The following is a 25,728-nucleotide window of genomic DNA, read 5'->3' on the forward strand; positions in this document are numbered from 1 at the left end:
ACAGGTTTTGTCCTGATTCAGCCTCTAGGCTGAGAAACATGGCGGGATCGAGTGAACGCATGCTGCGGCTGCTGTCTCTGCTGCAGACCCATCGCTACTGGACGGGCCCCGAGCTCGCAGGTCGGCTCGACGTCAGCGAGCGCACGCTGCGACGCGACGTCGAGCGGTTGCGCGGGCTCGGCTACCCGGTGGACGCCACGCGTGGCGCCGCCGGGGGCTACCAGCTGCAGGCCGGCGCGTCGCTCCCACCGCTGCTGGTCGCCGACGACGAGGCGGTCGCGATCGCGGTGGGGCTGCAGGCGTCGGCCGGCACGGGGACGAGCGCGTTCGACGACGCTGCCGTCCGCGCGCTGAGCAAGATCGTGCAGGTCATGCCACCGCGGCTGCGCCGGCGGGTGAAGGCTCTGCAGGACTACACCGATCGGGGCCCGATGTACGGCCCGTCGACCGATGCGGTGCTGCTCTCCGTCCTCGCGCAGACGTGCCGCGACGACGAGCGTCTCGAGATCGTCTACCACCGCGCCGACGGTGAGCGGAGCCGCCGTACGGTCGAGCCGCACCGCCTGGTCTCTCGTGGTCGCCGTTGGTATCTGGTCGCGTACGACCTCCAGCGTGGCGACTGGCGCACCTTCCGGGTCGACCGGATGTCCGAGCCGCGTGCGACGGGTGTCCGGTTCCGTCAGCGCGAGCTGCCGGCTCCCGATGCGGCGACGTTCGTGAGCGAGAAGATCGCTGCACTCCGGCCGACCACGGACGTCTCGTTCGTGGTGCGCGCGCCGGCCGAGAAGGTGGCCGACGTCGTCCGCTGGTGGGGCACGGTCGAGCCCGACGGCGACGAGCGGTGCCGCGTCACGATGAGCGTGGACACCCTGGACTGGGTGGTGTTCGTGCTCGCGGCGGTCGGCGCCCCGTACGAGCAGGCCGAGCCCGCCGCTCTCGCCGAGCACCTGCGCCGTACGGGGGAGATGCTCGCCGGCTCCCGCTGACCGTCGTCAGGTCGGGTCAGGACTCCCGCTTCTCGCGGGCGGCCTCGAGCACGCGCTCGCTGTACGGGCGGGTGTCTCCGACCGCCGCGAGCGCCCGCCACAGGACCCACGCCGCGACGAGCGCCGCCAGGGCGAGGGACCATCCGGTCGGTGCGCCGAGCGTCGGAGCGATGGCCGCGAGGATGGTGGCGTCGGGTCCACGGACGACCGCCCCGACCGCCCCGGGAGGCAAGGCACCCATCGGGCTGGTCACCAACGGCCCGTCGAAGCGCGGTGGCGCCGACGCGGCCGAACGGACGATGCCGCTGCCGATCGCCACCGTCAGCACGATCCCCGTCACCACGGAGGCGTCAGGGAGGAGTGCGGTGACGCCCGCTGCCCACAGGGCGCACACGACGACGCCCGGCACGGCGAGCCCGACCAGGAGCGCCATGTCGTCGATCCCGAGGGCCCGCCGCAGACCGGGCGAGCGCCAGACGATCCGCAGGGACGCGGTGGTCCACCGGGTCGCCGCATAGCCGACGACAACCGCCAGCAGGGTCGTCACCGAACCAAGACCGGTCGCCGCCCCGAGCTCCACGACGACCGCGGCTGCCGCCAACGCGAGAACCCGCCGGGGCGAGCGGCCGAGCCGCATCGCCTCGCGCGCGACGACGGCGCCGAAGCCTCGACCGACCCCGCGCCACGAGCGGCGCGCGCCGAGCAGACGGTAGCGGCGCGCGGTGAGCACCTCTCCCACCAACGACGGATCGAGCCCGTACGCCGCACCGGACAGCCCGGCGACCAGCGCACCACCGGGCTGGACGTCCGCGCGAGTCAGGCGGCTCACCCGCGTCGATGCGAGCACGACGGCCACGAGGCCCAGGACCACCAGGCCGCCGGCGACCAGGCTGGCGGACGACCGCTCGACCGACACCTGCCAGGACCACCCGAGCGCCACCGCCGCCGCGAGCACGACGGCCACGGCGAGCAGCAGGTCACCCACCACCGCGACCGTGCGACGGGCGCCGGGGTGCGGCTGAGCGGCGGTCGCGGCGGCGGTGGCGAGCAGGCCCACCCCCGCTGCCCCGACCAGGACCGTCACGACCGTCGCCGCCGAGGCGGTCGTCCCCGTCATCGCGAGGCCTGGCAGCGCCACGGTCGTCACGACCGCTACGCCCACGGCGGCGGCGAACGCGCGGCGGAGGAGGCCGCCACGGGCCACCGGGGTCGCGAGCACCCACTGGCCGAACGCGGCGTCGCTCACCACCGGACCGATCGAGGCGAGCGCCCGGAGGACGACGCCGACCGTGCCGACGGCGGCCACCACCGGCAGCTCCTCGCGGACGACCCCGCACCCCGCGGTGGGGCAGCCGAGCAGCTCGTGGTGGACCTGGGCGATCGCCGCACCGACGACGACCCCGAGCATGAGGAGCGAGAAGATCGCGACGTACGCGTCCTCCGCGACCTGCAACCACGTGCGGTTGGCGTGGGCTCGGCGCACACGCGTCAGCCGTCGACGCATCGCGCGCGGCGACGGGACGGGCTGCTGCGCCGGGGCGACCGAGGTGGTCACGCGCCGAGCTCGAGCACGTCGTCTCCCACGGCTGCGGCGAGGTCCGGGTCGTGGGTCGCCATCACGATCGCGGCACCCCCGCGCTTGTCGTCGAGCAGGCGGTTGGCCAACCACTCCTGGCCGTCGGTGTCGAGGCGCTGCTCCGGCTCGTCGAGCACCAGCAGCCGGTACGGCCGGACGAAGGCCGTCGCCAGGGCGAGGCGCTGCCGCTGGCCGGACGACAGCGTGCCGGGGAACTGGTCGCGCACGGCGGCGATGCCGACCGCCTCCAGCACCGCCTCCGCCCGATCCGGAGGCTGGCCGTGGGCGCGAGCAAGGAGGTCGAGATGTTCGAGGACGGTGAGGTCGGGGAAGAAGTCCAGGTCACCGAGGACGGTGGCCACGTCCGCACGGAACCGCGGGTCGGACTCGTCCACGCGGCGGCCGTCGTACGACACCGTGCCCGACGTCGGCGGGTCGCCGACAAGGCAGCGCAGGAGCGTGGTCTTGCCCGACCCGTTCGGGCCACGCAGCACCAGGCAACGACCGGCCCGGACGTGGAACGTCACGTGGTCGAAGACGACGCGGTGCCCGTAGGCGTGCTGGAGATCGTCGACCGAGACCAGTGGGGGAGGTGTCTTCTTCGACTTGCGGCTCACCGCGTCAGTCTGCCACCGGCTTCCGAGGCGCCCGGCGACGCCGTCGACGCTCGACAGCCGTCGGCCAGAATGGGAAGGTGAGCGGGCGCTCAGTCGCTCACGCCCCCTGCTCCAGGAGCCCGCATGGCCGAGATCCACGGCACGTACGACGACCGTTTCCAGCCGCTGGTCGATGAGCTCGCCCGACGCGTGGACGCCGGCGAGGAGGTGGGAGCCTCTCTCGCCGTCGTGCAGGACGGCCGCCTGGTGGTCGACGTCTGGGGAGGCCATGCCGACGCCGGACGGACCACGCCGTGGGTCGAGGACACCGTCACCAACGTCTGGTCGTGCACCAAGACGGTGACCGCGCTCGCCGCCCTCGTGCTGCACGACCGCGGGCTGCTCGACGTGCACGAGAAGGTGGCGACGTACTGGCCGGAGTTCGCTGCGAACGGCAAGGCCGACGTCGAGGTGCGTCACCTGCTCGCCCACACCTCCGGCGTCGCGGCCATGGACCCGCCGTGCGTCGTCGAGGACCTCTTCGACTCTCGGCGCGCGGCGGAGAGGTTCGCCGCACAGGCGCCCTGGTGGGAGCCGGGGACGGCGTCCGGCTACCACGCGATGAACTACGGCCACCTCGTCGGTGAGGTCGTACGCCGGGTCACCGGCCAGACGCTCAAGGAGTTCGTCGCCGCGGAGATCGCCGGCCCGCTCGGTGCCGACTTCACCATCGGGTTGCCGCGCGACGCGTACGACCGCGTGAGCGACATCATCGCCCCGACAGGTGTGGAGTTGCCTCCCGGCGTGCAGCCCGGTCCGCTCGCGATGCAGACGCTCGGCGGCCCGCCGCTGCACGCGAACGTCGCGCTCACCGATGCCTGGCGCAGTGCCGACATCGGTGGGGCGAACGGCCACGGCAACGCTCGGTCCCTCGCGACGATCCAGTCGGCGGTGAGCCACGACGGCATCGCCGTCGGCGGGCACAAGCTCCTCGGTCCGGAGACGATCGAGCTGGTCTTCGACGAGCAGGTCGAGGGTCGCGACCTCGTGCTGGGCGCGCCGCTCCGATGGGGCATCGGCTATGCCCTCGTGGACCGGGCGACACAGCCGTACCTTCCTGACGGTCGGATCTGCCACTGGGGAGGGTGGGGCGGCTCGTACGTCGTGAACGATCTCGACCGCCGGGTCACGGCGACGTACGCGATGAACCGGATGAGCAACGGCCTGCTCGGGTCGCGCCGCGGCGAGGGCTACCTCCGCGCGGTGTACGCCTGCCTGGACGCGTGACGGTCACGCGCCGAGGAGCTTGCGGAGCAGGTCGACCAGGCGGTCTCGCTCGTCGCTGGTGAGGCGTGCCGTCGCGTCGTCCTGCGCCGTGGCCAGCACCCGGTCCAGCGCTCGCAGCCGCGCGCGGCCGGCCGGGGTCAGCACGATGAGGTTGCGACGCCGGTCCTCCGAGTCCGGCTCGCGCACGACCAGGCCGTCGTCGCCGAGGACGTCCAGCAGTCGCACCATGTCGCTGCGGTCGACCCCGATGCTGTCGCTGAGCGCCGACTGGCTCATCGGACCGCGCTCGTCGAGAGCGACGAGAACGGCGTAGTGGGTGCGGTGCGCGCCGGCTTCGCCGAGTGCTGCAGCGACGATGCGGCCGCTCGCCGACGCCGCCTGTGCGAGGAGCCAGCTCGGGAGTGCGGTCATCCGTCGAGGGGCGCGGGCGAGATCCATGGCAGCAGGGTACCCGGAGTCATGGGTTGAACGAATCATGGGCATGGCCTATCGTTGGATATCCCAACGAATGACGGAGGCCGCCCATGACCACCACTCCGACCGCCCGTGACTCCCACACCGACCGCGTTGATCTCGTCGACCTCGTCTCGCGCCTCGGCCGGTGTCTCGACACGCGTGACTTCGACGGCCTGCGAGACGTCTTCGCACCGGACGGGCGCGTCGTCACGCTCGGCGGCACCGCGGAGGGGCACGACGCCCTCGTGGCGCAGGCTGCGCGGAAGCACTCGCAGGGCAACGTCTGGCACAGCGTGACCGGGCACGTGATCGACCTCGACGGCGACACTGCGACGATCCGGGCGAACCTGCTGGTCGCCTTCGCCGAGGGCGTCGCAGACCCGGCGCCGTTCCTGCTCGGGGAGGTCTACGACATGGAGGCACAGCGCGGCGACCGGGGCTGGCGGCTCACACGCATGAGCGCGACACCGGTCTGGTCGCTCAACAACCGGTTGCCCGCGGCCTGAGGTCGAGCGAGCCCTAGGCTGGCACCGTGACCGCCCCGTACGCCGTCCCCGGAGCCACGCACGTCTACTCCGGCAAGGTCCGCGACCTCTACGAGCTCGACAACGGCAACCTGCTCATGGTCGCCAGCGACCGGATCTCGGCGTACGACCACGCGCTCGACCCGCCGATCCCCGACAAGGGCGAGATCCTCACGCGGATGTCGCTGTGGTGGTTCGACCAGCTCCGCGACGTCGCGCCCAACCACGTCATCTCGACCGACGTGCCCGACGTCGTCGCCGGCCGCGCGATCGAGGTCGAGCGGCTCGACATGGTGCAGGTCGAGTGCATCGCCCGGGGCTATCTGACGGGCTCGGGGCTCAGCGACTACCGCGCCACGGGTGTCGTGTCGGGCATCGTGCTGCCCGGCGGGCTCACCGACGGCTCCCCGCTGCCCGAGCCGATCTTCACGCCCAGCACGAAGGCGGCCTACGGCGGCCACGACGAGCCCATCTCGTACGAGCAGGTTGCCGGTCTCGTCGGGGAGGACCTCGCGGCGCAGCTGCGTGACCTCACGCTCGAGGTCTACCGCCGCGGTGAGGCGATCGCCCGTGAGCGCGGGATCATCGTCGCCGACACCAAGATCGAGATCGGCCTGCGGTCCGACGGCACGCTGGTCCTCGCCGACGAGCTCCTCACCCCGGACTCCTCCCGGTTCTGGCCGGCCGACCGGTGGGAGCCCGGCCACGTCCAGCCGTCGTACGACAAGCAGTTCGTCCGCGACTGGCTGACCTCGTCCGAGTCGGGGTGGGACCGCGCGGGAGACTCGGCGCCGCCGCGGCTCCCCGACGACGTCGTCGAGAAGACGCGCGCCCGCTACGTCGAGGCGTACGAGACCCTCACGGGCGAGACCTTCTAGTTGCGTTCCCGTCACGTCTGCCGCCCTCTCGGACCGGCTCGACGTGTTCCATGTCACTCTTGGGGCACCCGCACCGGCCGGTAGCCCCGCGGCTCCCCGGTGCAACCCCTGACGGACACCACGAACAGGAGCACTGCGGTGAGCAACCTGGCCTCCCTTCTCGAACGCTCGGCGACGTCGTACCCCGAGCGGGCCGCGATCGTCTTCGGTGACATGCGCCTGACCTACCCCCAGGTCGACGCGGCCGCGAACCAGGTCGCCAACCTGCTGGCGTCGCGTGGCATCGGCCGCGGCGACAAGGTCGCGCTGTCCTGCCCGAACCTCCCGTACTTCTCGGTCGTCTACTACGGCATCCTCAAGGCCGGTGCGACGGTCGTGCCTCTCAACGTCCTGCTCAAGGGGCGCGAGGTCGCGTACCACCTCGGCGACTCCGACGCGCGGGCGTACTTCGCCTTCCAGGGGACGCCCGAGCTGCCGATCGGTCAGGAGGCGTGGGACGGCTTCAACGCGACCGAGGGGTGCGAGCACTTCTTCCTGATCACGGCCGACCCGACCGCCCCGTCGCCGATCGAGGGCGCGGAGACCTTCGGTGCCGCGGTCGGCAACCAGCCGCCGACGTTCGACACGGTCGAGACCGCCGACTCCGACACCGCGGTGATCCTCTACACCAGCGGGACGACCGGTCAGCCCAAGGGTGCGGAGCTCTCGCACTCCAACATGATCAGCAACGCCCTCATCGGTGACCGGCTCTTCGGGGCCGACGCGGACGACCCGCACGTCTACCTCTGCGTGCTCCCGCTGTTCCACTCGTTCGGGCAGACCGTGATCCAGAACTCGGGCTTCGCCTATGGCGGGACCATCGTGATGCTCCCGCGCTTCGAGGCGGAGGCGGCGCTCAAGCTCATGGTCAAGGAGGGCGTGACCTTCTTCGCCGGCGTCCCCACGATGTACTGGGGGCTTCTCGGCGCACTCGAGGGGAGCGACGTCACCGCCGACCAGGTCGCCCGTACGTTGAAGACGGCTGCCGCCGGTGGGTCGTCGCTCCCGGTGGAGATCATCAAGGAGTTCAAGGCACGCTTCGGCATCGACATCCTGGAGGGGTACGGCCTCTCCGAGACCTCTCCGGTCGCCAGCTTCGCTCCGCTGGGCCAGCCCCCGCGTGCCGGGTCGATCGGCACCCCGATCCCCGACGTCGAGATGAAGCTCATCGACCCGGAGTGGAAGGAGATCACCGAGGTCGGCGAGATCGGTGAGATCGCGATCAAGGGCCCGAACGTCATGAAGGGCTACTACAACCGCCCCGAGGCGACCGCCGAGGTGATCAAGGACGGGTGGTTCCGGTCGGGCGACCTCGCGAAGAAGGACGAGGACGGCTACTACTACATCGTCGACCGCGCCAAGGACATGATCATCCGCGGCGGCTTCAACGTGTACCCGCGCGAGCTGGAGGAGGTGCTGATGTCGCACCCGTCGGTCTCGCTGGTCGCGGTCGTCGGTGTGCCGCACGACAGCCACGGCGAGGAGGTCAAGGCCGTCGTCATCAAGAACCCCGGCGACGAGACGACCGAGGAGGAGCTGATCGCGTGGGCCAAGGAGCAGATGGCGGCCTACAAGTACCCCCGCATCGTCGAGTTCCGTGACCAGCTCCCGATGACGAGCACCGGCAAGATCCTCAAGCGCGAGCTCTGACCCGTACGCCCCGTCCTCGTACGCCCCGTCCGCGTTTCGATGGGTTCCGGTCGCTCTCCCGGTGAGAAACCGACCGCAACCCCTCACGACGGGGACGGGGCGGCGACGGTGGCCCCGCTAGACTCGGGGCCGGAAACCCGTACCGCCTCCCAAGGAGTGCCACCGTGGCTCGTGTCGTCGTCGACGTCATGCCCAAGCCCGAGATCCTCGACCCCCAGGGCAAGGCGGTGCACGGTGCGCTCGACCGCCTCGGATTCGCCGGGGTCGCCGACGTCCGTCAGGGCAAGCGGTTCGAGCTGGAGGTGGAGGGCGAGATCACCGAGGAACGCCTCGCGGAGATCCGCAACATCGCCGAGACTCTCCTCTCCAACCCCGTGATCGAGGACTTCGCGGTCCGGATCGAGGAGTCGATCGTGCCCGAGGGCCCGGCCGCATGAGAGTCGGCGTCGTCACCTTCCCCGGCTCGCTGGACGACATCGACGCCCAGCGTGCCGTACGCCTCGCCGGTGCCGAGCCCGTCGCGCTCTGGCACGGCGACCACGACCTGCGGTCCGTCGACGCGGTCGTGCTCCCTGGCGGGTTCTCGTACGGCGACTACCTCCGCTGCGGCGCCATCGCCCGCTTCGCGCCGGTGATGACCGAGGTCGTCGCGGCGGCGCACGAGGGCATGCCGGTTCTCGGCATCTGCAACGGCTTCCAGATCCTGTGCGAGTCGCACCTCCTCCCCGGAGCCCTCATCCGCAACGACCACCGCAAGTTCGTCTGCCGCGACCAGCGTCTCCGCATCGACAACGCCGCCACTGCCTGGACCAGCGCGTACGAGGCGGGCGACGAGGTCGTGATCCCGCTCAAGAACGGTGAGGGCGGCTTCGTCGCCGACGACCTGGTGCTCGACGTCCTGGAGGGCGAGGGGCGTGTGGTCGCGCGCTACGTCGGCGACAACCCCAACGGCTCGATGCGCGGCATCGCCGGGATCACCAACGAGCGCGGCAACGTGGTGGGCCTCATGCCGCACCCCGAGCACGCGGTCGAAGACCTGTGCGGCCCGGGCACCGACGGGCTGGGCTTCTTCACGTCGGTGCTGACCGCGCTCGTCAGGTAGCCGGGCGACCGGCGTCGTACGAAGGAGCATCATGGTGCAGGCAGAAGGCAACGTCGAGGTCGTGGACAACGCCGACGACAGCCGGTACGACCTCCTGGTCGACGGCGAGCTCGGCGGGACCATCGTCTACCGGGACCCGCGTCGCGGTGTGCGCCAGCTCGTGCACACCGAGGTGAAGCCCGAGCTGAGCGGGCGTGGCCTCGCCGCGGTGGTCGCGAAGGCCGCTCTCGACGACATCCGCGCCAAGGGCTGGAAGGTCGTCGCGACCTGCCCCTACATCGCCTCCTACGTCGGCAAGCACCCCGAGTACGAGGACCTGGTCGAACCCCGCTGACCCGTCCCGGATGTGGATCCCGGCGTTCGAGTCGCGGAGCGTCCCCGATCGGGTGAGGATCGGAGGGCCCCCGAACGACGTCGAAGCGAGCCGCACTCGGGGGTCTTGTCCATGATCACGAAGCTCGTCCTGTGGACGGTCACCGCATCGGTGGTCGCCACGCTGAGCCTCGTGGGAGGTGCAGGGAAGGGGCCGACCGGTGATCCTGCGGAGAGCCTGGAGCGCATGCTCGTCGCGATGGGCAGCGCTGACTACGAGGCCGCGTGCGAGATGATGGCCCACCGTCAGGGCCCGCTCACCGACGATGCTCGCTCCGAGTGCGCCGAGACGATGCGGGTCTACGCCGAGGGGATCAGGCCCGGCGCCGTACGCCGGCTGCGCGACGTGGAGGTGTCGGAGGTCCCGGCTCACGGCTCGCGGGTCGAGATCCCCGGCGCCGACATCGTCGGTGCTCCGGCTCCCTTCAGCGAGGACGTCTACGAGCTGGTCCGTGTCGAGGACAAGTGGTACGTGGTGGCGGGCTGACGTGCGAGCTTCCCCCGAGCGCTCCGTCCCGAGACCCCTGGTGGTCCTGGCCGCGCTCGTCTTCGCGGCGACCGGGGTCGCCCTGATCACGCTCGCTATCGGGCTCGGCTCGGTCGGAGTCGACGGGCACGGTGCGGCTTCCGCGTCGGTGGCCCCTCCGCCGAGGTCACCGACGGCCGCCCTCGAGCAGATGCTCACAGCGTTGGGCCGCGAGGACGTGCGTGCGGCGTGCGAGGTCGCGGCGCCGGACGGCTTCCCGATCAGGTCGCGGGAGGCGCTCGCACGGTGCGAAGGTCAGCTGCGCGACCAGCTCGACGACCTCGATCGTCGCCTCCTCGCAGCATACCGCGGGATCGAGGTGCGGGGCGCGCGCGTGGACGGCAACAGCGCGACGGTGCACCCGCGCCAGATCGCCGGTGCTCCGGTCAGCATGGGCAACGCGGTGTTCGCCCTCGTCGAGGCCGGCGGGGTCTGGTACGTGATCGTCTGAGGCGGTGGTCCGTCGATCGGGATCGGCGGCATGAGGGGCGGCAACATGGGCCATCCTGAAAGGATGTTCCTCCGCACTCCCCGCCTCCCGAAGAACGTCGCGCTCCTCGGGCCGGCGTTCGTCGCCGCGGTCGCGTACGTCGATCCGGGCAACGTGGCCACGAACGTCACCGCGGGGGCGACGTTCGGCTACACGCTGGTGTGGGTGGTCGTCCTCGCGAACGCGATGGCGGTCGTGGTCCAGTACCTGTCCGCCAAGCTGGGCCTGGTCACCGGGCGGTCTCTCGCGACGCACATGGGTGAGACGCTCCCGCGCCCGGCGCGGATCGCCTACTGGCTGCAGGCGGAGGCCGTCGCGATCGCCACCGACGTCGCGGAGGTGGTCGGCGGCGCGCTCGCGCTCTACCTTCTCTTCGACCTCCCGCTGGTCTCCGGCGCCCTCGTGACCGTCGCTGTCTCGATGGTGGTCCTGCGGGTCGGCGACCGGTTCGGGCAGAGCGCGCTCGAACGCGTCGTGATGGCGTTCCTGCTGCTCATCGCGGTCGGGTTCACCGCCGGTCTCGTGGTCGCCCCGCCGGAGCCCGCCGCCGTCGCCGAAGGGCTCGTGCCCACCTTCGCCGGGACGGAGAGCGTGCTGCTCGCGTCCGCGATCATCGGGGCCACGGTGATGCCGCACGTGATCTATCTGCACTCCGGACTCACCGCCGGGCGGCTCGGGCGGCGTGGCGAGCGCCGGACGATCTCCGAGCTGCTCGCTGTGACGCGGATCGACGTGGTGGTCGCCCTCGTCATCGCCGGCTCGCTGAATCTCGCGTTGCTCCTGATGGCCGCGTCGAGCCTGTCCGGCCTGGAGGGGACGGACACGCTCGAGGGGGTGCACGCCCTGATGACCTCCGAGCTCGGGTCGGGTGTCGCGCTGCTCTTCGCCGTGGCGCTCCTGGGTTCTGGCCTCGCCTCGACCTCGGTGGGGTGTGCGGCGGGCGCGGAGGTGATGCACGGGCTGCTCCGCATCCGCGTGCCGGTGGTCGCCCGGCGGATCGTCACGGTGATCCCCGCGCTGGTGATCCTCGTGCTCGGGGTCGAGCCGTCGTGGGCGCTGGTGGGCTCACAGGTCGTGCTCTCGATGGGCATCCCGTTCGCGCTGGTGCCCTTGCTGTGGCTCACCGCACGACCCGCGGTGATGGGAGAGGCGGTCAACCGGCGGATCACGACGGCGCTCGCTGCCCTGGTCGCGACGTTGGTGATCGTGCTCAACGTGGCGCTCCTGGTGCTGACCTTCGCCTGAGACCGACACCGGCGTCGGGGAGACAGCACCGGTTGTCGGCGGTCCGCACTAGGCTCCCCGCCATGGATCAACGGGTCAGCTTCCTCACTCTGGCCGTGGCCGACGTCGCTGCGAGCCGCACGTTCTTCGTCGACGGTCTGGGCTGGACGGCGAGCCTCTTCGTCCCCGGGGAGGTGCTGATGATCAAGGTCGCCGACCGGGTCGTCCTGTCACTGTGGGACCGCCGTGCGTTCGAGGAGGAGGTCGGGCCGATCGCGACAGGCGGCGGCTTCGCGCCGATGACGCTCGCGCACAACGTCGCCACCCCCGCCGAGGTCGACGAGGTCCTGGAGGAGGCCGTCGCCGCCGGAGCAGCTCTCCGCTCGCCCGGCACCCGGCGGGAGTGGGGCGGCTACAGCGGATACTTCCTCGACCCTGACGGCTACGCGTGGGAGGTCGCCTACAACCCGGGCGAGATCGGGCGCGACCTCCTGCCCTGAGACGGTCTCTTGGCCCCGCAGTTAGGGTGCCTGACATGAGCATCGTGGCGCAGCCGGAGTCGTCCGCCACCAAGGGCCGGCGCGCCCCTCTCGCGTTCGAGGTCGTGTCCAGCGACCGGCTCACCCGGCACATCCAGCGTGTCGTGCTCGGCAGCCGTCAGTTCGGCGAGTTCGCCCGCAGGTTCGGTGGATTCACCGACTCCTACGTCAAGCTCGTGTTCCTCGTCGACGGTGTGGACTACCCCGATCCGCTCGACCTCGACGTCGTCCGTGGCTCCTACCCGCCCGAAGCCCAGCCCGTCGTCCGGACCTACACCCTCCGCAGGATCGACGTCGAGCACGGCCGCATCACCATCGACTTCGTCGTCCACGGTGACTCCGGTGTCGCCGGCCCCTGGGCAGTCCGAGCCGTGCCTGGCGACGTGCTGCACCTGACGGGCCCTGGAGGCGCGTACGCCCCGGACCCGTCCGCCGCGTGGCACCTGCTTGCGGGTGACGAGGCGGCGCTGCCCGCGATCCAAGCCGCGCTCGAGGCGATGCCTGCCGGTGCCCGGGTCCACGCCTACGTCGAGGTCGACGGTCCCGAGGACGAGCAGCCGGTGGTCTCCGAGGCCGACGTGACGCTGACGTGGTTGCACCGTGACGGAGCGCCCGCCGGCACCACCACGCTCCTTGCCGACGCCGTCCGCGCCCACGACTGGGCGGCCGGTGAGCCGCACGTGTTCGTGCACGGCGAGTGCGGTCTTCTCAAGCAGCTCCGCTCCTACCTTCTCCATGAGCGGGGCGTGCCGCGCGAGCGACTCTCGCTGTCGGGCTACTGGCGCTGCGGCGAGACCGAGGAGGGCTTTCGGGCCTGGAAGAGCGCCCAGCCCAAGGTCTGACACGGCGCCTGGGCCGTGCCGTGGCTCAGAAGTAGTCGGTCATGTACGGCGTCGCCGCGAAGGCCGCATCGAGCAGCGGGTCGTCCTCCGGGTCGCCTCCGTCGGCGAGCCCCGAAGCGCGCAGGGTGGCGAGCGGCGTCCCACCGAAGAGCGCCGCGGCCCCGCGCGGCCCGAGCGCCACGCCGCCCGCCCCTTCGGTACGGCGCAGCACCCCCTGACCACCGGACACCACGAGCAGGTGTCGACCCGACGAGCCTTCGTGGAGCGGATCGGTGAGGACCAGGGGCACCTCGACGTCGATCGCGGCGGGGAAGCCGCGGGCGGCGACGGCCGCAGGGGCGTCGACCAGCCGCAGCATCCACCACTGCGTCTGGTGCACGGCCACCTCGTTGTCGGGCAGCATCCAGAACAGCGGGTCGTGCGGCCCCAGGGCGACCCGTACCGAGGACCGCGTGGACGACCCGGACCCGACGAGCCGCCACAACGCCCGCAGCGTCGAGGTCGATGCGGCACACAGAGTCTGGACGTCCAGGTGGTCACCTGCGAAGGCGTACGAGACGACCCCGTCGTCGGCGAGGTAGGTCAGGATCTCGTCGTCGGCCAGGTCGACGGCCACCTCGACGGGATCCCAGTCGAAGGGGCCGCTCTGGCGACGCGCCTGGTATCCGGCCGCGAGGAGGCGGGTCAGCTCGGCGGCGTCCTCAGGCCCGCCGCGGCGGAGCCGGACCGGCTCTCCGGACAACCGCCTCAGCGCCTCGGTCGAGACGTCGACGACCCGCCGGGTGCCGGTGATCTCGTAACCGACCGCGCGGTACGGAGCAGTCGTCGCCGGATAGAGCGCAGAGACCAGGAACCCGAGCTCGCGGGAGCGCTCGAGCACCGCGCGCATGAGCGCTGAGCCGACGCCGCTCCCACGGTGCTCGGGCGCCACCACGACGCCGCCGATCCCCGCCATCGGCAGGCGACGCCCTCCCCACCACTGCCCGAAGGCGTTGATGCGCGCTGTCGCGACGACCGTGCTGCCGTCGTAGGCCGCCAGCTGTCGACCGGCGTCGACGGCTCGCGCGACCATGCCCTTCCACTGGTCGACGTCGGTCGACGAGAGGGGACCGAAGGACCGCGAACGGACGTCGAGCGCCGCATCGAGGTCGTCGAGGCCGAGGTCACGAATCTCCACCGCACGACCGTAGTGGCTGCCTGAGGCGTGGGCGACGGAAATACGCGAGGTCCGGGAGGCTGCCGGTGGTTAGCGTCGTGGCATGCACATCATCGAGGTCGGCACGACCGACAACATCGAGGGAGCGGCGTACGGGGCGGGCGTCTCGATCATCCAGTCGGACACCCAGGTCGAGGGCAGCGGCCCGCGGCTGCACACCCATCCGTACGCCGAGACGTTCCTGATCCATGCCGGGAGCGCACTGTTCACCGTCGACGGTGAGGAGCTCGTGGGGCGTGCAGGCCACGTGATCGTCGTCCCGCCCGACACCCCGCACAAGTTCCGCGTCCTGCCGGGCGGCTACCGCGCGACACACATCCACGCCAACGACACCTTCGTGACGGACTGGCTGGAGTAGGCGCCTGGCAGCGACGACTACGCTGGTGCCGTGACCGACGCGCCTGCCGCCACCATTCCCTCCGCGAAGCCCCGCCTCGACACCGTCGAGAACGCCGCCGCCACCCCAGACCGGGAGCTGCCGTGGGCGGAGCTGGGACTGAAGCCCGATGAGTACGAGCAGATCGTCGAGATCCTGGGGCGCCGCCCGACCGGCGCCGAGCTCGCGATGTACTCCGTGATGTGGAGCGAGCACTGCTCCTACAAGTCGAGCAAGGTGCACCTCAAGAAGTTCGGCGAGCTCCCCCAGGAGACGCCGCTCGGCAAGACGCTCGCCGGGATCGGTGAGAACGCCGGCGTCATCGACGTCGGCCAGGGCTACGCGGTCACCTTCAAGGTCGAGTCCCACAACCACCCCAGCTACGTCGAGCCGTACCAGGGCGCCGCCACCGGTGTCGGCGGCATCGTCCGCGACATCCTCGCGATGGGCGCCCGCCCAGTTGCGGTGATGGATCCCCTGCGCTTCGGCCCCCTCGACGCCCCGGACACCACCCGTGTGATGCCGGGGATCGTCGCCGGCGTCGGGGGCTACGGCAACTGCCTCGGTCTGCCGAACATCGGGGGCGAGGTCGTCTTCGACGAGACCTATCTGGGCAACCCGCTCGTCAACGCCCTCTGCGTCGGCGTCCTGCGCCACGAGCAGCTGCACACCGCTCACGCGTCGGGCGAGGGCAACAAGGTCGTCCTGTACGGCGCTCGCACCGGCGGCGACGGCATCGGCGGTGTCTCGGTGCTCGCGTCGGAGACCTTCAGCGACTCAGGGCCGACGAAGCGCCCGAGCGTCCAGGTCGGCGACCCCTTCATGGAGAAGCTGCTCATCGAGTGCACGCTCGAGCTCTTCGACGCCGGCGTGGTGGCCGGCATCCAGGACCTCGGCGGCGCCGGTCTGTCGTGCGCGACGAGCGAGCTCGCCAGTGCCGGTGACGGCGGGATGCACGTCGAGCTCGACACGGTCCCGCTGCGCGACTCCACGCTCTCTCCGGAGGAGATCCTCATGAGCGAGTCGCAGGAGCGGATGATGGCGGTCGTGGAGCCCGACCACCTCGACGCCTTCATGGAGATCTGCGCGAAGTGGGACGTCGAGGCCACCGTCGTCGGTGAGGTCACCACGACAGGGCGCCTGGTCATCGACTGGCACGGCGAGACCGTCGTCGACGTGCCGCCGCGCTCGGTCGCGCACGACGGTCCGACCTACGAGCGCCCGTACGCCCGGCCCGCCTGGCAGGACGCGCTGCAGGCCGACACCGCCGCCACGCTGGCACGTCCGTCGAGCGGCGACGAGCTGCGGGCCGCGCTCCTCGACGTCCTCGGCTCTCCGAACCAGGCCGACAAGTCGTGGGTCACCGACCAGTACGACCGCTACGTCCGGGGCAACACCGTCCTGGCGCAGCCCGAGGACGCCGGTGTGGTCCGGATCGACGAGGAGACCAACCTCGGCGTCGCGCTCTCGACCGACTGCAACGGACGCTTCGCCAAGCTCGACCCGTACGCCGGCGCGCAGCTCGCCCTCGCGGAGTCGTACCGCAACGTCGGGGTCGCGGGTGCCCTGCCGCTGGCGGTGACCGACTGCCTCAACTTCGGCTCTCCGGAGGACCCGGCCGTGATGTGGCAGTTCGAGCAGGCCACGTCGGGTCTCAAGGACGCCTGCGCCGCGCTCGGCATCCCGGTCACCGGCGGCAACGTGTCGTTCTACAACCAGACCGGCGAGACGGCGATCCTGCCCACCCCGGTCGTGGGTGTGCTCGGCGTGATGACCGACGTCACCAAGCGGGTGAGGCAGGGCTTCGCCGCCGAGGGTGACGTGGTCCTCCTGCTCGGCACCACGCGCGAAGAGCTCGACGGTTCGGCGTGGTCGCAGGTGGCGCACGGCCACCTGGGTGGACGTCCGCCCCAGGTCGACCTTGCGGCCGAGAAGGCGCTCGCGGACCTGATGGTGGAGGTGGCGCGGCGTGAGCTCGCCACCGCCGCGCACGACCTCTCCGACGGCGGTCTGGCCATCGCCCTCGCTGAGGCGGCGATCCGCCACGGTGTCGGCGCGACGGTGTCGCTCGACGGAGGGTCCTTCGGTGGGGACGACTTCGTGCCGCTGTTCTCCGAGTCCACGGCCCGGGCCCTGGTGGCGGTCGCGCCCGACCACGTCGAGGGGTTCACCGACCTTGCCGCGTCGTACGGCGTCCCGGTCACGCGGATCGGTGAGACCGGAGGAGAGGCGCTGACGGTCGAGGGGGCGTTCTCCGTCCCGGTGGCGGAGCTTCGAGACCGCTGGTCGACCACCATCCCGGCCGCCATGGGGGCCTGAGCGCCGGTGTTCCCCACCCGCGCCTACCGGGCGGACGCCGAGGCGGTCGTGTCGCTGCGCGACGACCTCGCACGGTGGCAGCTCGGGTCAGGCATCACCCAGTGGCAGCCCGGTGAGATTACGGCGGACGAGGTGCGCGACCAGATCGCCCGGCAGCAGTGGTGGGTCGTCCGCGACGATGGAGCGATCAGCGCGACGGTCCGGGTGCTCGAGGCCGACCCCGCCATCTGGGACGATCTCGTCGATCCTGCGGCCGACGACGCGCTGTACGTGCACGGGCTGATGGTGCGGAGGGCCCACCGTGGACGCGGGCTCGGTGGAGCGCTGCTGGACTGGGTGGCCGGTCGCGCCCGCGACGCGGGGCGTACCAGCGTTCGGCTCGACTGCGCGGCGGCCAACGCCGGGCTTCGTGCGTACTACGCCGACCTCGGGTTCGTCGAGCGCGGCGATCGTGAGTTCCCAGGGCGGTGCAAGACCCTGGCACGGTTCGAGAAGCCGGTCGGCTGACCCCTCAGCGCCCGGTGCCGGCGAGGTCGGTGTCGCTCTCTGACGCGAGGTAGGTCCCGTGTCCCTCGACGACCAGCCCGTCGCGGAGCCGCAGCACCTCGCACACGAGCCCGCCCTTCTGGTTGCGGTAGTGGATGACGAGAGTGTCCAGCCCGGCGTACGCGCCGAGCACCTCGAACCGCAGGTCCGGCACGTGACGGAGGCCTTCGGTCCAGTAGTGCCGCAGGGCCCCCTTGCCGCGCAGCACACCGGCGCTGTCGGGGAGGAGCGCAGCGGCGACGGGCGAGCTGAAGACGACGTCGTCGGCGAAGTGGGCGAGAACGGCCTCGACGTCGTGGGCGTTCCAGGCGGCGCACCACTGGTCGGCGAAGGCGCGTGGGCGTGACGGCTCCATCGTAGAGCGGCCGACGGACAGCGCTCCACTGCCGACGCGTGGCACACTCTCCACCCATGTGGACACCGTGGTCCCGTCGCTCGCTCGGGTCGGCCGAGGACCGGGCGACGTACGAGACGCTGCACACGGCCTCGCTGGCCGCGCCGGCGCTGCGCCGGGGCCTCGACGAGGACAGCGCCTCCGCCTCGCTCAAGCACCTGCGGACGCTCCTCGGCGCACCGTCGGTCGCGCTCACCGACACCGAGCAGGTCCTCGCGGTCGAGGGCTCCCGCGAGCGGCGCTCGGACGCGATGGAGCTCGCGAGACAGGCGATCGCGGCTGGCGCCACGCAGGCGTTCAGCACCCCGCACGCGCACTACCCGCACGCGATCGTGGCACCGCTGACCGTCGAGGACACCGTCGTCGGTGCCCTCGTGGTGAGGTCACCGACCAGCTCGGCCGGTCTGGCCCGCGCGACGACGGAGGTCGCGCGCTGGATGTCCAGCCAGCTCGAGCTGGCCGAGCTCGACAAGTCCCGTACCGCGCTGATGGAGGCCGAGCTGCGGGCGCTGAGAGCCCAGATCTCACCGCACTTCGTCTACAACTCCCTCGGCGCGATCGCGTCGTTCGTCCGGACCGACCCCGAGCGGGCGCGCGAGCTGCTGCTCGAGTTCGCCGACTTCACCCGCTACTCGTTCCGGCGCCACGGGGAGTTCACCACCCTGGCCGACGAGCTGCAGTCGATCGAGCGCTACCTCGTGCTCGAGAAGGCCCGCTTCGGCGACCGCCTCCACGTCACCGTGCAGGTGGCTCCCGAGGTCCTCTCCGTCCGGCTCCCCTTCCTCTCGATCCAGCCGCTGGTCGAGAACGCCGTACGTCACGGGCTGGAACGCAAGGCCGACGGCGGCACGGTCGTCGTGATCGCCCGCGACGCGGGCAACGAGGCGGTGATCACCGTCGAGGACGACGGGGTCGGGGAGGACCCGGACCGCGTACGCCGTGCCCTCGCCGGCGACAGCGCGGGGGACTCGGTGGGCCTGGGCAACGTCGACGAGCGGATGCGCACCGTCTACGGCAACGCGTACGGCATCGTCATCGAGACCGCGCCGAGCGCCGGCACGAAGGTCACCGTCCGGGTGCCCAAGTACGCGCCGGGCGCCGAAAGATGAGGGGTGCGTGACGGGGGCGGTGTTTTCGTGCCGTTCAGAGGCATGAGTTCCAGATTCACTGCTACGTTCACTGGGTCATCAGCACGATGCCGGGGAGTGTGGATGGTTGGGAAACCTGCGGTGTACGCCGCTGCTGCGATCTTGGTTCTCGTCGCGAGCGCGTGTAGTGGAGAGTCGAACGACGCGAATACCGCGCGGGAAAAGGTGCGCGCGACCACATCCGAATCGATGTCAACGAGGACTCCAGACGCGGCGACAGCACCAACACCTACTCCCCTCACCGCCCAAGAGGCGGACTCGTACGAGGGTGGTGAGTCGCTCGACGCCGAGCCGTCAGCGCCGCCGGTCGTCGTCGGCGAAGTTCGCGAGTTGAACCTTGTGGATGCCTTCAGCGCGGAAGGTTGGGAGGAGGGCGCTCACCAACCCGTTGCGGGCGAACAGGCCCAGGCGATGGCCACGTTGGTCTCGTGCGGTTATGGGTATGACGGAGGTGACCCGCTGGAGTTCAGGATTGCGCAGACCGACGGCTACAAGCTCGTCGCCAAGGTCGCACAAGACCTCACCTCGCCGTCATCGACCGCGCGCCTGGAGTTTGCGCTTGTCGTCGACGGGCGGCAGGTTGCCGCAAAGGCGATCGAATTCAATGAGTCGGCGATACTCGAGGCCGACATCTCCAACGCCGCTGTGGTGAAGATGACGGTCAAACAGAGCCCCCCGCCGAACGAGGACTGTGATGATGCCGCCATCGCGTTGGTGACCGATCTGACGATGCAGTCAAAGTAGTTGCGGATGACCGTGCGGTCGTGGGCGCGCTTGTGGTGGGGGCGAGTCCGGGCGGTTGATTCAGACATCCAAGCCGCGGCCGCGCTCGCGACAATTATTGGTGCGTGCTTGACGGCAGTTAGCCTTGTCGTCACATTTGGCGACGAAGAGGAGACGCCGTCGGCTGCGGAGACGACAACCGGCGCCCCGAGCATCCCGGTCGGTTCGCACCCGCCGAGGGCGTCGGACCGAGCGACGGAGACTCCCGAGCCGTGCACGCTGCGAGCCGGGCAGCAAGCCTCTTGTGACGCGGCCGGGGCTGGCCTCGTGATGAGCACTGGGGACTGCGACGCGGAAAGCGTGTACCGCGCTTTGGGCCTGGATCCGCGTGTGGACCGGATCGGCATCGATATCGCGACCGGCGCCGCGTCCTGCTGGATCGCGCCCGACTCGGCTGCCGCTTCCCACGGCGCCACGGCGGCCGACCTGCGTCAAATCGCTGGTGGGGAGGTGATGGTCGCCCTCCGCGTCTGCGCGGCTCGGGCAGACGGTCCACGCTACTCGTGCGCCGACCCGCACAGGGCCGAGATCGTTGGTCTTCGTGACGAAGACACCGACCGCGCGGGCGCCTCGCGCGTCTGTCAGGAGCGAGCCGAGGTGTACGCGGGACGTGCGTTCGATGGAACGGACACCGCGCTGACCTCCGAGGCCGTCACTTGGGGAAACGAGGCAATCGAGTGCAGCGTCTCGACGCGACGTCCGGTCGTCGGATCAGTCCGGGACATCGGTGACGGAGAGCTACCAGGACGCGGCGCGTGACGTAGGCCACACCGCACACCTACACTCGTGCGCCATGGGTCTGAACGTTCTCGTCGCCGACGACGAGCAGCCGGTCCTCGACGAGCTCGTCTATCTCCTCGAGCGCGACGAGCGGATCGACCACGTCCGGGCCGTCGGCTCCGGCGCGGACGTCCTGCGAGCGCTGGAGGCCGACCCTGTCGACGCCGTCTTCCTCGACATCGCGATGCCGGCCCTGTCGGGCCTGGAGGTGGCGCGGGTCCTCGCCCGCTTCCGCAGCCAGCCCAAGGTCGTGTTCGTGACCGCGCACGAGGACCACGCCGTCGACGCCTGGGACCTCGACGCGGTCGACTACGTCCTCAAGCCGGTCGCGGAGGATCGTCTCCGCGAGTCCGTCCGCCGGATCTGCGGTGCCCGGTCGCCTCTGACGTCGTCCGCGACGGCGGACGACGACGTCGTCGCGGTCGAGCTCGCCGGCGTCACACGCTTCGTCCCGCGCAACAGCGTGGCCTACGTGGAGGCGCAGGGCGACTACGTCCGGCTCCACACCGTCGAGGGCGACAGCCACCTGCTCCGTACGGCGTTGGTGACCTTGGAGCACGAGTGGGCGTCCGCCGGGTTCGTCCGGATCCACCGCAGTCTGCTGGTGGCGTCGTCGCGGGTGCGGGAGGTGCGGATGATCGCCGGCCGATGCTCCGTCCTCGTCGACGCCGGGGGCCCGCCGTACACCGAGCTGCAGGTCGCTCGCCGCCACACGCGCGACCTGCGGGAGCTCGTCCAGCTGCGGTCCCGCTCCGGTGGTGGGGTGTCGTGACGGGCACCGACCCGGCGGTCGACCGGGTCCGCATCACCAGCCCGCACACGACCGCTCGTCCTCGCCGGCGCCGCACGGTCGTGCAGGAGATCGACGAGGAGACTGCCATCGGCGAGGTCTACGTGCGGTCGCTGGTGCGCTCGCAGCTGCGCCTTGCGCTGGTCGTCGCGGCAGTGGTCGCCGCCGCGATCGGGGGACTGCCGATCCTTTTCATGGTCGCCGATCTCGAGGCCGTCCAGGTCGGACCCCTCCCGTTGCCGTGGTGGGTCCTCGGCGTCGGGGTCTATCCGGTGCTGTTCCTGATCGGCTGGGCGTTCGTGGTGGCCTCGGAGCGCAACGAGCGTGCGTTCAGCGATCTCGTCGAACGCCCCTGACCGGGGCAAGGAGCATCCCCGTGAGCAGCACGTACGCCGCGGTTGCCGTGGCGGTGGTCGCGCTCGCGACCCTCGGCATCGGCCTGTTCGGGCTGCGGTTCAGCAGGACCACCTCCGACTTCTACGTCGCGTCGAGATCGGTGAGCCCGCTCTGGAACTCGTCGGCGATCGGCGGCGAATATCTCTCTGCGGCGTCGTACCTGGGCATCGCCGGATTGATCCTGACCTACGGCGCGGACATGGTGTGGTTCCCGGTCGGGTGGACGGCCGGTTATCTGGTCCTCCTCGCGTTCGTCGCCGCCCCGCTGCGGCGGTCGGGCGCCTACACGCTTCCCGACTTCACGCAGATGCGTGTGCAGTCGACGACCGCGCGCGCGGTCGCGTCGATGCTGGTGGTGGTCATCGGCTGGCTCTATCTCATGCCGCAGTTCCAAGGCGCCGGGCTCGTCCTGCACACCGTGACGGGAGCACCGACGTGGGTCGGGTCGGTGATGGTCGCCGTGATCGTCGTCGTCAACGTGATCTCCGGCGGCATGCGCAGCATCACCTTCGTGCAGGCCTTCCAGTACTGGCTCAAGCTCACCGCGCTGCTGGTGCCGCTGGTGTTCCTGCTGCACGCCTGGACCGACGACGGGAGGCCGACCCCTGCCGACGCCGGGGCCTCGGCAGCCTGGTTGTCGCCGATGGCCGCGGACGCGCCCGGTCTGGCGCTCTATGCGACGTACTCGCTGATCGTGGCGACGTTCCTCGGAACCATGGGCCTTCCGCACGTCGTGGTGCGGTTCTACACCAATCCTGACGGGCGCGCGGCACGGCGGACGACCCTGCTCGTGCTGGCGCTGCTCGGCGTCTTCTACCTCCTTCCGACGGCGTACGGCGTCATCGGCAGGGTCTACGCCGCCGACCTGGTCGCCACCGGCAACACCGACATCGTGGTGCTGGAGCTGCCGATGCGGATGATCGGCGGGTCGCTCGGTGACCTGCTGGGCGCGCTGCTCACCGCGGGTGCGTTCGCCGCCTTCTTGTCGACGTCCTCCGGCCTGACGATGTCGGTCGCCGGGGTGCTCGCCCAGGGATCGGTGGGTCGGCGCGTCCTCGGACCGGTCGCCGGACTGCGCGCCGGCGCCGTGGTGGGCACGGTGTTCCCGCTCGCGCTCGCGCTGGCCTCGGACCAGATCGCGGTCGCGAGCTCGGTCGGCTTCGCCTTCGCGGTAGCCGCGTCCACGTTCTGCCCGCTCCTCGTCCTGGGCATCTGGTGGCGACGCCTGACCGCAGCGGGCGCCGTCGCGGGGATGCTCGCCGGCGGGATCGGTGCCGGAGGTGCGGTCGTCGCGACGATCGTGCGCGGGAGTGACGACGGCTGGCTCGACCTTCTCTTGTCGCGACCCGCCGCCTGGTCGGTGCCGATCGCCTTCGCCACCATGGTGGCCGTCTCGCTGGCGACCCAGAACCGGCGACCCTCCAACGTCGCGCGGACCATGGTCCGGCTGCACACCCCCGAGCGGCTGCTGCTGGATCGGGCGGACGGTCCCTAGCTCGGCCGCTCGATGATGTCGCGGTCGCGGGGCAGCTTGCGGACACCCATCAGCCGCGCCACCGGCCCGGCGAGGAAGAGCAGAAGAAGCCAGAACATCCCGACGCTCGGCGCCACCAGGTGGAGGAGGAATGCGAGCAGCAGCAGGCCCAGGGCGACGAGCCCTCCGCGGACGTCGAGCTGTCCCCGTACATCGCTCCGTTGGAGATCGGGGTGGCGCACGGTGAGCCACTGGATGACGGCCAGGCACGCGCTCGCGACGATCAGCACGCCGATGTAGAGCGAGTTTCCCCCTCTGGTGTCGCTGCTCAGCTCACCGAGGAGCTGGGTCGTGAAGGGGATGAAGACGATGCTGGCCAACCAGACGAAGTTGGTCCAGAGGATGGCGTTGGAGTAGTCGCGCAGATGCTCGAACAGTCGGTGGTGCCCGACCCAGAATTGCGCGATGACCGCGAAGCTGAGCGCGAACGCGACGAACGTCCAGCGTTCGTCGGCCAGCACGGACGCGAACCGAGTGGGACCGTCCGTCCGTGACGAGGTCCATGAGGGGAAGCACGAGGAGGGTGATCGCGATCGCGACCGCGGCGTCGGTGAAGTTGACGAGCCGGTCCAGGCCGCGGTCCGTGTGAGTTCCCGCCATCCGTCCACTGTAGGAAGAGCCGGACGATGCGGCGCGGGCAAGCAGCAGCCGCGGACGCGTACCCGGCACCGAGGGGTGCCGAGGACGGCCGCGGCTGCTGGCCGAGAGGTCGTGGGGAGTCGCGTCAGCGACCGCGGCGCCCGGCCTGGGACGAGAACGAGGCAGCCCCACCGGAGCGCGAGGAGCTCGAGCTCGAGGCCGAGCCGCTGCCGCTTCGTGTGGCCGTCCCGCCACCGGAGCGACGTCCACGCGAACCGCTGCTGCTGCGGGCGCCCTCGCCGGAGCGCTGGCCCCCGCCGTTGTTGCCCCGGCCACCACTCCCGCGACCGCCGCTACGGCCACCGTTGCCGCGAGCGCTGGCCGCCGCGGCAGCGACGAGCGCCGGGGGCGGCGAGACGCGCTCGGCCTGCGGGCCGACGAGCGAGCCGATGATCTCGGAACCGGCGGCGACCTCGTGGTCGGTCGGCTTGATCGAGGCCGCGCGCATCAGCGTACGGACGTCGCGGCGCTGCTCGGGTGTCGCGATGGTGACGACGACGCCCGAGGCGCCGGCACGTGCCGTACGGCCCGAGCGGTGGAGGTACGCCTTGTGCTCGGTCGGCGGGTCGACGTGCACGACGAGCGAGACGTCGTCGACGTGGATGCCGCGGGCCGCGATGTCGGTGGCGACCAGGACTCGGACGGTGCCGTCGGAGAACGCCGAGAGATTGCGCTGGCGTGCATTCTGGCTCAGGTTGCCGTGAAGGTCGACGGCCGGGATCCCGGAGTCCGTGAGCTTCTTCGCGAGCTTCTTGGCCGCGTGCTTGGTACGGGTGAAGGCGAGCGTCTTGCCCTCGCCGCCGACCAGCTGGTTGATGAGCGACTGCTTGCCGTCGTGGGTCACGGAGAGCACGTGGTGCTCCATGTCCGGGACGTGCGACGTCGCCTCGTCCACCGAGTGGGTGACCGGGTTGTGGAGGTAGCGCTTGACGAGGGTGTCGATCCCGTTGTCGAGCGTCGCCGAGAAGAGCAGGCGCTGCGCGTCCCGCGGGGTCCGGTCGAGGATCCGCTTGACACCGGGGAGGAAGCCGAGGTCGGCCATGTGGTCGGCCTCGTCGAGCACGGTGACCTCGATGTCGCTCAGGTCGCAGTGACCCTGAGCCATCAGGTCCTCGAGCCGACCCGGGGTGGCGACGACGACGTCGACACCGTTGCGGAGCTTGGTCACCTGCGGGTTCTGGCCGACGCCGCCGAAGATCGTCATGGTGCGCATCTGCATCGCCTGCGCGAGCGGCTGGAGCGTCTCGTGGACCTGGGTCGCGAGCTCGCGCGTCGGGACGAGGACCAGGGCGCGGGGGTTCTTGGCGCGCCGGCGGCGTCCGCTGGCGGCGAGGACGGCGAGTGTCGGCAGGCTGAAGGCGACGGTCTTGCCGGAACCGGTACGGCCTCGACCGAGCACGTCACGACCCGCGAGCGAGTCGGGCAGGGAGGCCGCCTGGATGGGGAAGGGGGTGGTGATGCCGCGCTCCGCGAGGGAGGCGACGAGAGGTGCAGGTACGCCGAGATCGGCGAAGGTGGGCACAGGGGTGTCCTTCAAGTCGTGGGGGTGGCCGTGATTGCAGCCACTCACGAATGAGGACGGGAGGGCGCGGGGTGCGCGCCGCTCGAGCAGACGACCGCGGACGCCGGATGCGTCCTTCGCCGACAGTACCCGGGATGCGGCCGTGACGACGAATCGAGTGGTGCTGATCACACACGTCCTGACCCTGGGGACCCCTAC

The 25,728-nt window shown here is 70.9% G+C and carries 29 protein-coding genes; 22 read left to right on the forward strand and 7 right to left on the reverse strand.

Going from position 1 to position 25,728, the window contains the following annotated elements; translation table 11 throughout:
* Positions 1-38 precede the first annotated feature (38 nt).
* The gene (locus KV102_RS08815) at positions 39-986 is read left to right on the forward strand and encodes a YafY family protein (RefSeq protein ID WP_220343225.1); all 948 of its coding nucleotides are present in this window, start codon (positions 39-41) and stop codon (positions 984-986) included.
* 16 nt (positions 987-1,002) lie between these two features.
* Here KV102_RS08815 and KV102_RS08820 read toward each other — a convergent pair whose 3' ends face one another.
* A complete protein-coding gene (locus tag KV102_RS08820; protein ID WP_220345952.1) occupies positions 1,003-2,541 on the reverse strand; it encodes a DUF6297 family protein in 1,539 nt (512 codons plus the stop codon).
* Positions 2,538-3,179, reverse strand: a complete 642-nt coding sequence (locus tag KV102_RS08825; RefSeq protein WP_301021499.1) for an ABC transporter ATP-binding protein — start codon at positions 3,177-3,179, stop codon at positions 2,538-2,540. Before KV102_RS08825 ends, KV102_RS08820 begins: the two co-directional genes overlap by 4 nt.
* Before the next feature lie 123 nt (positions 3,180-3,302).
* Here KV102_RS08825 and KV102_RS08830 point away from each other — a divergent pair, with 123 nt between their 5' ends.
* A complete protein-coding gene (locus KV102_RS08830) occupies positions 3,303-4,445 on the forward strand; it encodes a serine hydrolase (protein ID WP_255559665.1) in 1,143 nt (380 codons plus the stop codon).
* Positions 4,446-4,448: 3 nt separating this feature from the next.
* Here the strand turns inward: KV102_RS08830 and KV102_RS08835 are convergent, their stop codons facing one another.
* The gene (locus KV102_RS08835; RefSeq protein ID WP_220345954.1) at positions 4,449-4,883 is read right to left on the reverse strand and encodes a MarR family winged helix-turn-helix transcriptional regulator; all 435 of its coding nucleotides are present in this window, start codon (positions 4,881-4,883) and stop codon (positions 4,449-4,451) included.
* Positions 4,884-4,969: 86 nt separating this feature from the next.
* On the opposite strand from KV102_RS08835, the gene KV102_RS08840 reads away from it, so the two are divergent.
* The 11 genes from KV102_RS08840 to KV102_RS08890 all read left to right on the forward strand — a co-directional run bounded on the left by KV102_RS08840 (position 4,970) and on the right by KV102_RS08890 (position 13,087).
* Positions 4,970-5,407, forward strand: coding sequence for a nuclear transport factor 2 family protein (locus KV102_RS08840; protein ID WP_220343230.1), 438 nt, complete (start codon positions 4,970-4,972; stop codon positions 5,405-5,407).
* A gap of 26 nt (positions 5,408-5,433) precedes the next feature.
* Complete coding sequence (locus tag KV102_RS08845) at positions 5,434-6,303, forward strand: phosphoribosylaminoimidazolesuccinocarboxamide synthase (RefSeq protein WP_220345955.1); 870 nt, start codon at positions 5,434-5,436, stop codon at positions 6,301-6,303.
* 138 nt (positions 6,304-6,441) lie between these two features.
* Positions 6,442-7,992, forward strand: a complete 1,551-nt coding sequence (locus tag KV102_RS08850; protein ID WP_220345956.1) for a long-chain fatty acid--CoA ligase — start codon at positions 6,442-6,444, stop codon at positions 7,990-7,992.
* A 164-nt stretch (positions 7,993-8,156) separates the two neighbouring features.
* On the forward strand, positions 8,157-8,429 hold the full coding sequence (gene purS, locus KV102_RS08855) for a phosphoribosylformylglycinamidine synthase subunit PurS (protein ID WP_220343233.1): 273 nt from the start codon (positions 8,157-8,159) through the stop codon (positions 8,427-8,429).
* Positions 8,426-9,094, forward strand: a complete 669-nt coding sequence (gene purQ, locus KV102_RS08860) for a phosphoribosylformylglycinamidine synthase subunit PurQ (protein WP_220343234.1) — start codon at positions 8,426-8,428, stop codon at positions 9,092-9,094. The genes purS and purQ overlap by 4 nt, the downstream gene beginning before the upstream one ends.
* Before the next feature lie 31 nt (positions 9,095-9,125).
* Positions 9,126-9,428 carry a GNAT family N-acetyltransferase gene (locus KV102_RS08865; RefSeq protein ID WP_220345957.1) on the forward strand — a complete coding sequence of 101 codons (303 nt, stop codon included), beginning with the start codon at positions 9,126-9,128 and terminating at the stop codon, positions 9,426-9,428.
* Between the two features lie 111 nt (positions 9,429-9,539).
* Positions 9,540-9,953, forward strand: coding sequence for a hypothetical protein (locus tag KV102_RS08870; protein ID WP_220343236.1), 414 nt, complete (start codon positions 9,540-9,542; stop codon positions 9,951-9,953).
* Position 9,954: 1 nt separating this feature from the next.
* Positions 9,955-10,443, forward strand: a complete 489-nt coding sequence (locus KV102_RS08875; protein ID WP_220345958.1) for a hypothetical protein — start codon at positions 9,955-9,957, stop codon at positions 10,441-10,443.
* Positions 10,444-10,506: 63 nt separating this feature from the next.
* Positions 10,507-11,727 carry an Nramp family divalent metal transporter gene (locus KV102_RS08880; RefSeq protein ID WP_220345959.1) on the forward strand — a complete coding sequence of 407 codons (1,221 nt, stop codon included), beginning with the start codon at positions 10,507-10,509 and terminating at the stop codon, positions 11,725-11,727.
* A 62-nt stretch (positions 11,728-11,789) separates the two neighbouring features.
* Positions 11,790-12,206: a VOC family protein gene (locus KV102_RS08885; RefSeq protein WP_220343239.1), complete on the forward strand. Its 417-nt coding sequence runs from the start codon at positions 11,790-11,792 to the stop codon at positions 12,204-12,206.
* A gap of 35 nt (positions 12,207-12,241) precedes the next feature.
* Complete coding sequence (locus tag KV102_RS08890; protein ID WP_220345960.1) at positions 12,242-13,087, forward strand: siderophore-interacting protein; 846 nt, start codon at positions 12,242-12,244, stop codon at positions 13,085-13,087.
* 25 nt (positions 13,088-13,112) lie between these two features.
* Here KV102_RS08890 and eis read toward each other — a convergent pair whose 3' ends face one another.
* Positions 13,113-14,264 (reverse strand): enhanced intracellular survival protein Eis, encoded by a 1,152-nt coding sequence (gene eis / locus KV102_RS08895; protein WP_220345961.1) that lies wholly within the window; start codon positions 14,262-14,264, stop codon positions 13,113-13,115.
* Positions 14,265-14,346: 82 nt separating this feature from the next.
* On the opposite strand from eis, the gene KV102_RS08900 reads away from it, so the two are divergent.
* The 3 genes from KV102_RS08900 to KV102_RS08910 are packed head-to-tail and all read left to right on the forward strand — an operon-like array spanning position 14,347 to position 17,505.
* The gene (locus KV102_RS08900; protein ID WP_220345962.1) at positions 14,347-14,661 is read left to right on the forward strand and encodes a cupin domain-containing protein; all 315 of its coding nucleotides are present in this window, start codon (positions 14,347-14,349) and stop codon (positions 14,659-14,661) included.
* A gap of 30 nt (positions 14,662-14,691) precedes the next feature.
* Positions 14,692-16,998: a phosphoribosylformylglycinamidine synthase subunit PurL gene (gene purL / locus KV102_RS08905; protein ID WP_220345963.1), complete on the forward strand. Its 2,307-nt coding sequence runs from the start codon at positions 14,692-14,694 to the stop codon at positions 16,996-16,998.
* A 6-nt stretch (positions 16,999-17,004) separates the two neighbouring features.
* Positions 17,005-17,505 carry a GNAT family N-acetyltransferase gene (locus KV102_RS08910; protein WP_220343244.1) on the forward strand — a complete coding sequence of 167 codons (501 nt, stop codon included), beginning with the start codon at positions 17,005-17,007 and terminating at the stop codon, positions 17,503-17,505.
* A 4-nt stretch (positions 17,506-17,509) separates the two neighbouring features.
* Here the strand turns inward: KV102_RS08910 and KV102_RS08915 are convergent, their stop codons facing one another.
* Positions 17,510-17,899 carry a nuclear transport factor 2 family protein gene (locus tag KV102_RS08915; RefSeq protein ID WP_220345964.1) on the reverse strand — a complete coding sequence of 130 codons (390 nt, stop codon included), beginning with the start codon at positions 17,897-17,899 and terminating at the stop codon, positions 17,510-17,512.
* A 56-nt stretch (positions 17,900-17,955) separates the two neighbouring features.
* On the opposite strand from KV102_RS08915, the gene KV102_RS08920 reads away from it, so the two are divergent.
* The 6 genes from KV102_RS08920 (at position 17,956) to KV102_RS08945 (ending at position 23,330) form a co-directional block, all read left to right on the forward strand.
* Positions 17,956-19,047 (forward strand): sensor histidine kinase, encoded by a 1,092-nt coding sequence (locus KV102_RS08920; RefSeq protein WP_220343246.1) that lies wholly within the window; start codon positions 17,956-17,958, stop codon positions 19,045-19,047.
* A 120-nt stretch (positions 19,048-19,167) separates the two neighbouring features.
* Positions 19,168-19,830, forward strand: a complete 663-nt coding sequence (locus KV102_RS08925) for a hypothetical protein (protein ID WP_220345965.1) — start codon at positions 19,168-19,170, stop codon at positions 19,828-19,830.
* Positions 19,831-20,199: 369 nt separating this feature from the next.
* Positions 20,200-20,628 carry a hypothetical protein gene (locus tag KV102_RS08930; RefSeq protein ID WP_220345966.1) on the forward strand — a complete coding sequence of 143 codons (429 nt, stop codon included), beginning with the start codon at positions 20,200-20,202 and terminating at the stop codon, positions 20,626-20,628.
* 34 nt (positions 20,629-20,662) lie between these two features.
* A complete protein-coding gene (locus tag KV102_RS08935; protein WP_220345967.1) occupies positions 20,663-21,421 on the forward strand; it encodes a LytTR family DNA-binding domain-containing protein in 759 nt (252 codons plus the stop codon).
* Positions 21,418-21,795, forward strand: coding sequence for a hypothetical protein (locus KV102_RS08940; RefSeq protein WP_220343248.1), 378 nt, complete (start codon positions 21,418-21,420; stop codon positions 21,793-21,795). The genes KV102_RS08935 and KV102_RS08940 overlap by 4 nt, the downstream gene beginning before the upstream one ends.
* Positions 21,796-21,815: 20 nt before the next feature.
* Positions 21,816-23,330 (forward strand): cation acetate symporter, encoded by a 1,515-nt coding sequence (locus KV102_RS08945; RefSeq protein ID WP_220343249.1) that lies wholly within the window; start codon positions 21,816-21,818, stop codon positions 23,328-23,330.
* Here the strand turns inward: KV102_RS08945 and KV102_RS08950 are convergent.
* A complete protein-coding gene (locus tag KV102_RS08950; RefSeq protein ID WP_220345968.1) occupies positions 23,327-23,830 on the reverse strand; it encodes a TMEM175 family protein in 504 nt (167 codons plus the stop codon). The genes KV102_RS08945 and KV102_RS08950 overlap by 4 nt on opposite strands.
* A 263-nt stretch (positions 23,831-24,093) precedes the next feature.
* Entirely contained in the window at positions 24,094-25,530 is a 1,437-nt protein-coding gene (locus KV102_RS08955) for a DEAD/DEAH box helicase (protein WP_308290278.1), read from the reverse strand.
* Between the last annotated feature and the right edge of the window lie 198 nt (positions 25,531-25,728).

Source organism: Mumia sp. zg.B53, assembly GCF_019550935.1.
In the GTDB taxonomy this organism is placed as follows: Bacteria; Actinomycetota; Actinomycetes; order Propionibacteriales; family Nocardioidaceae; genus Mumia.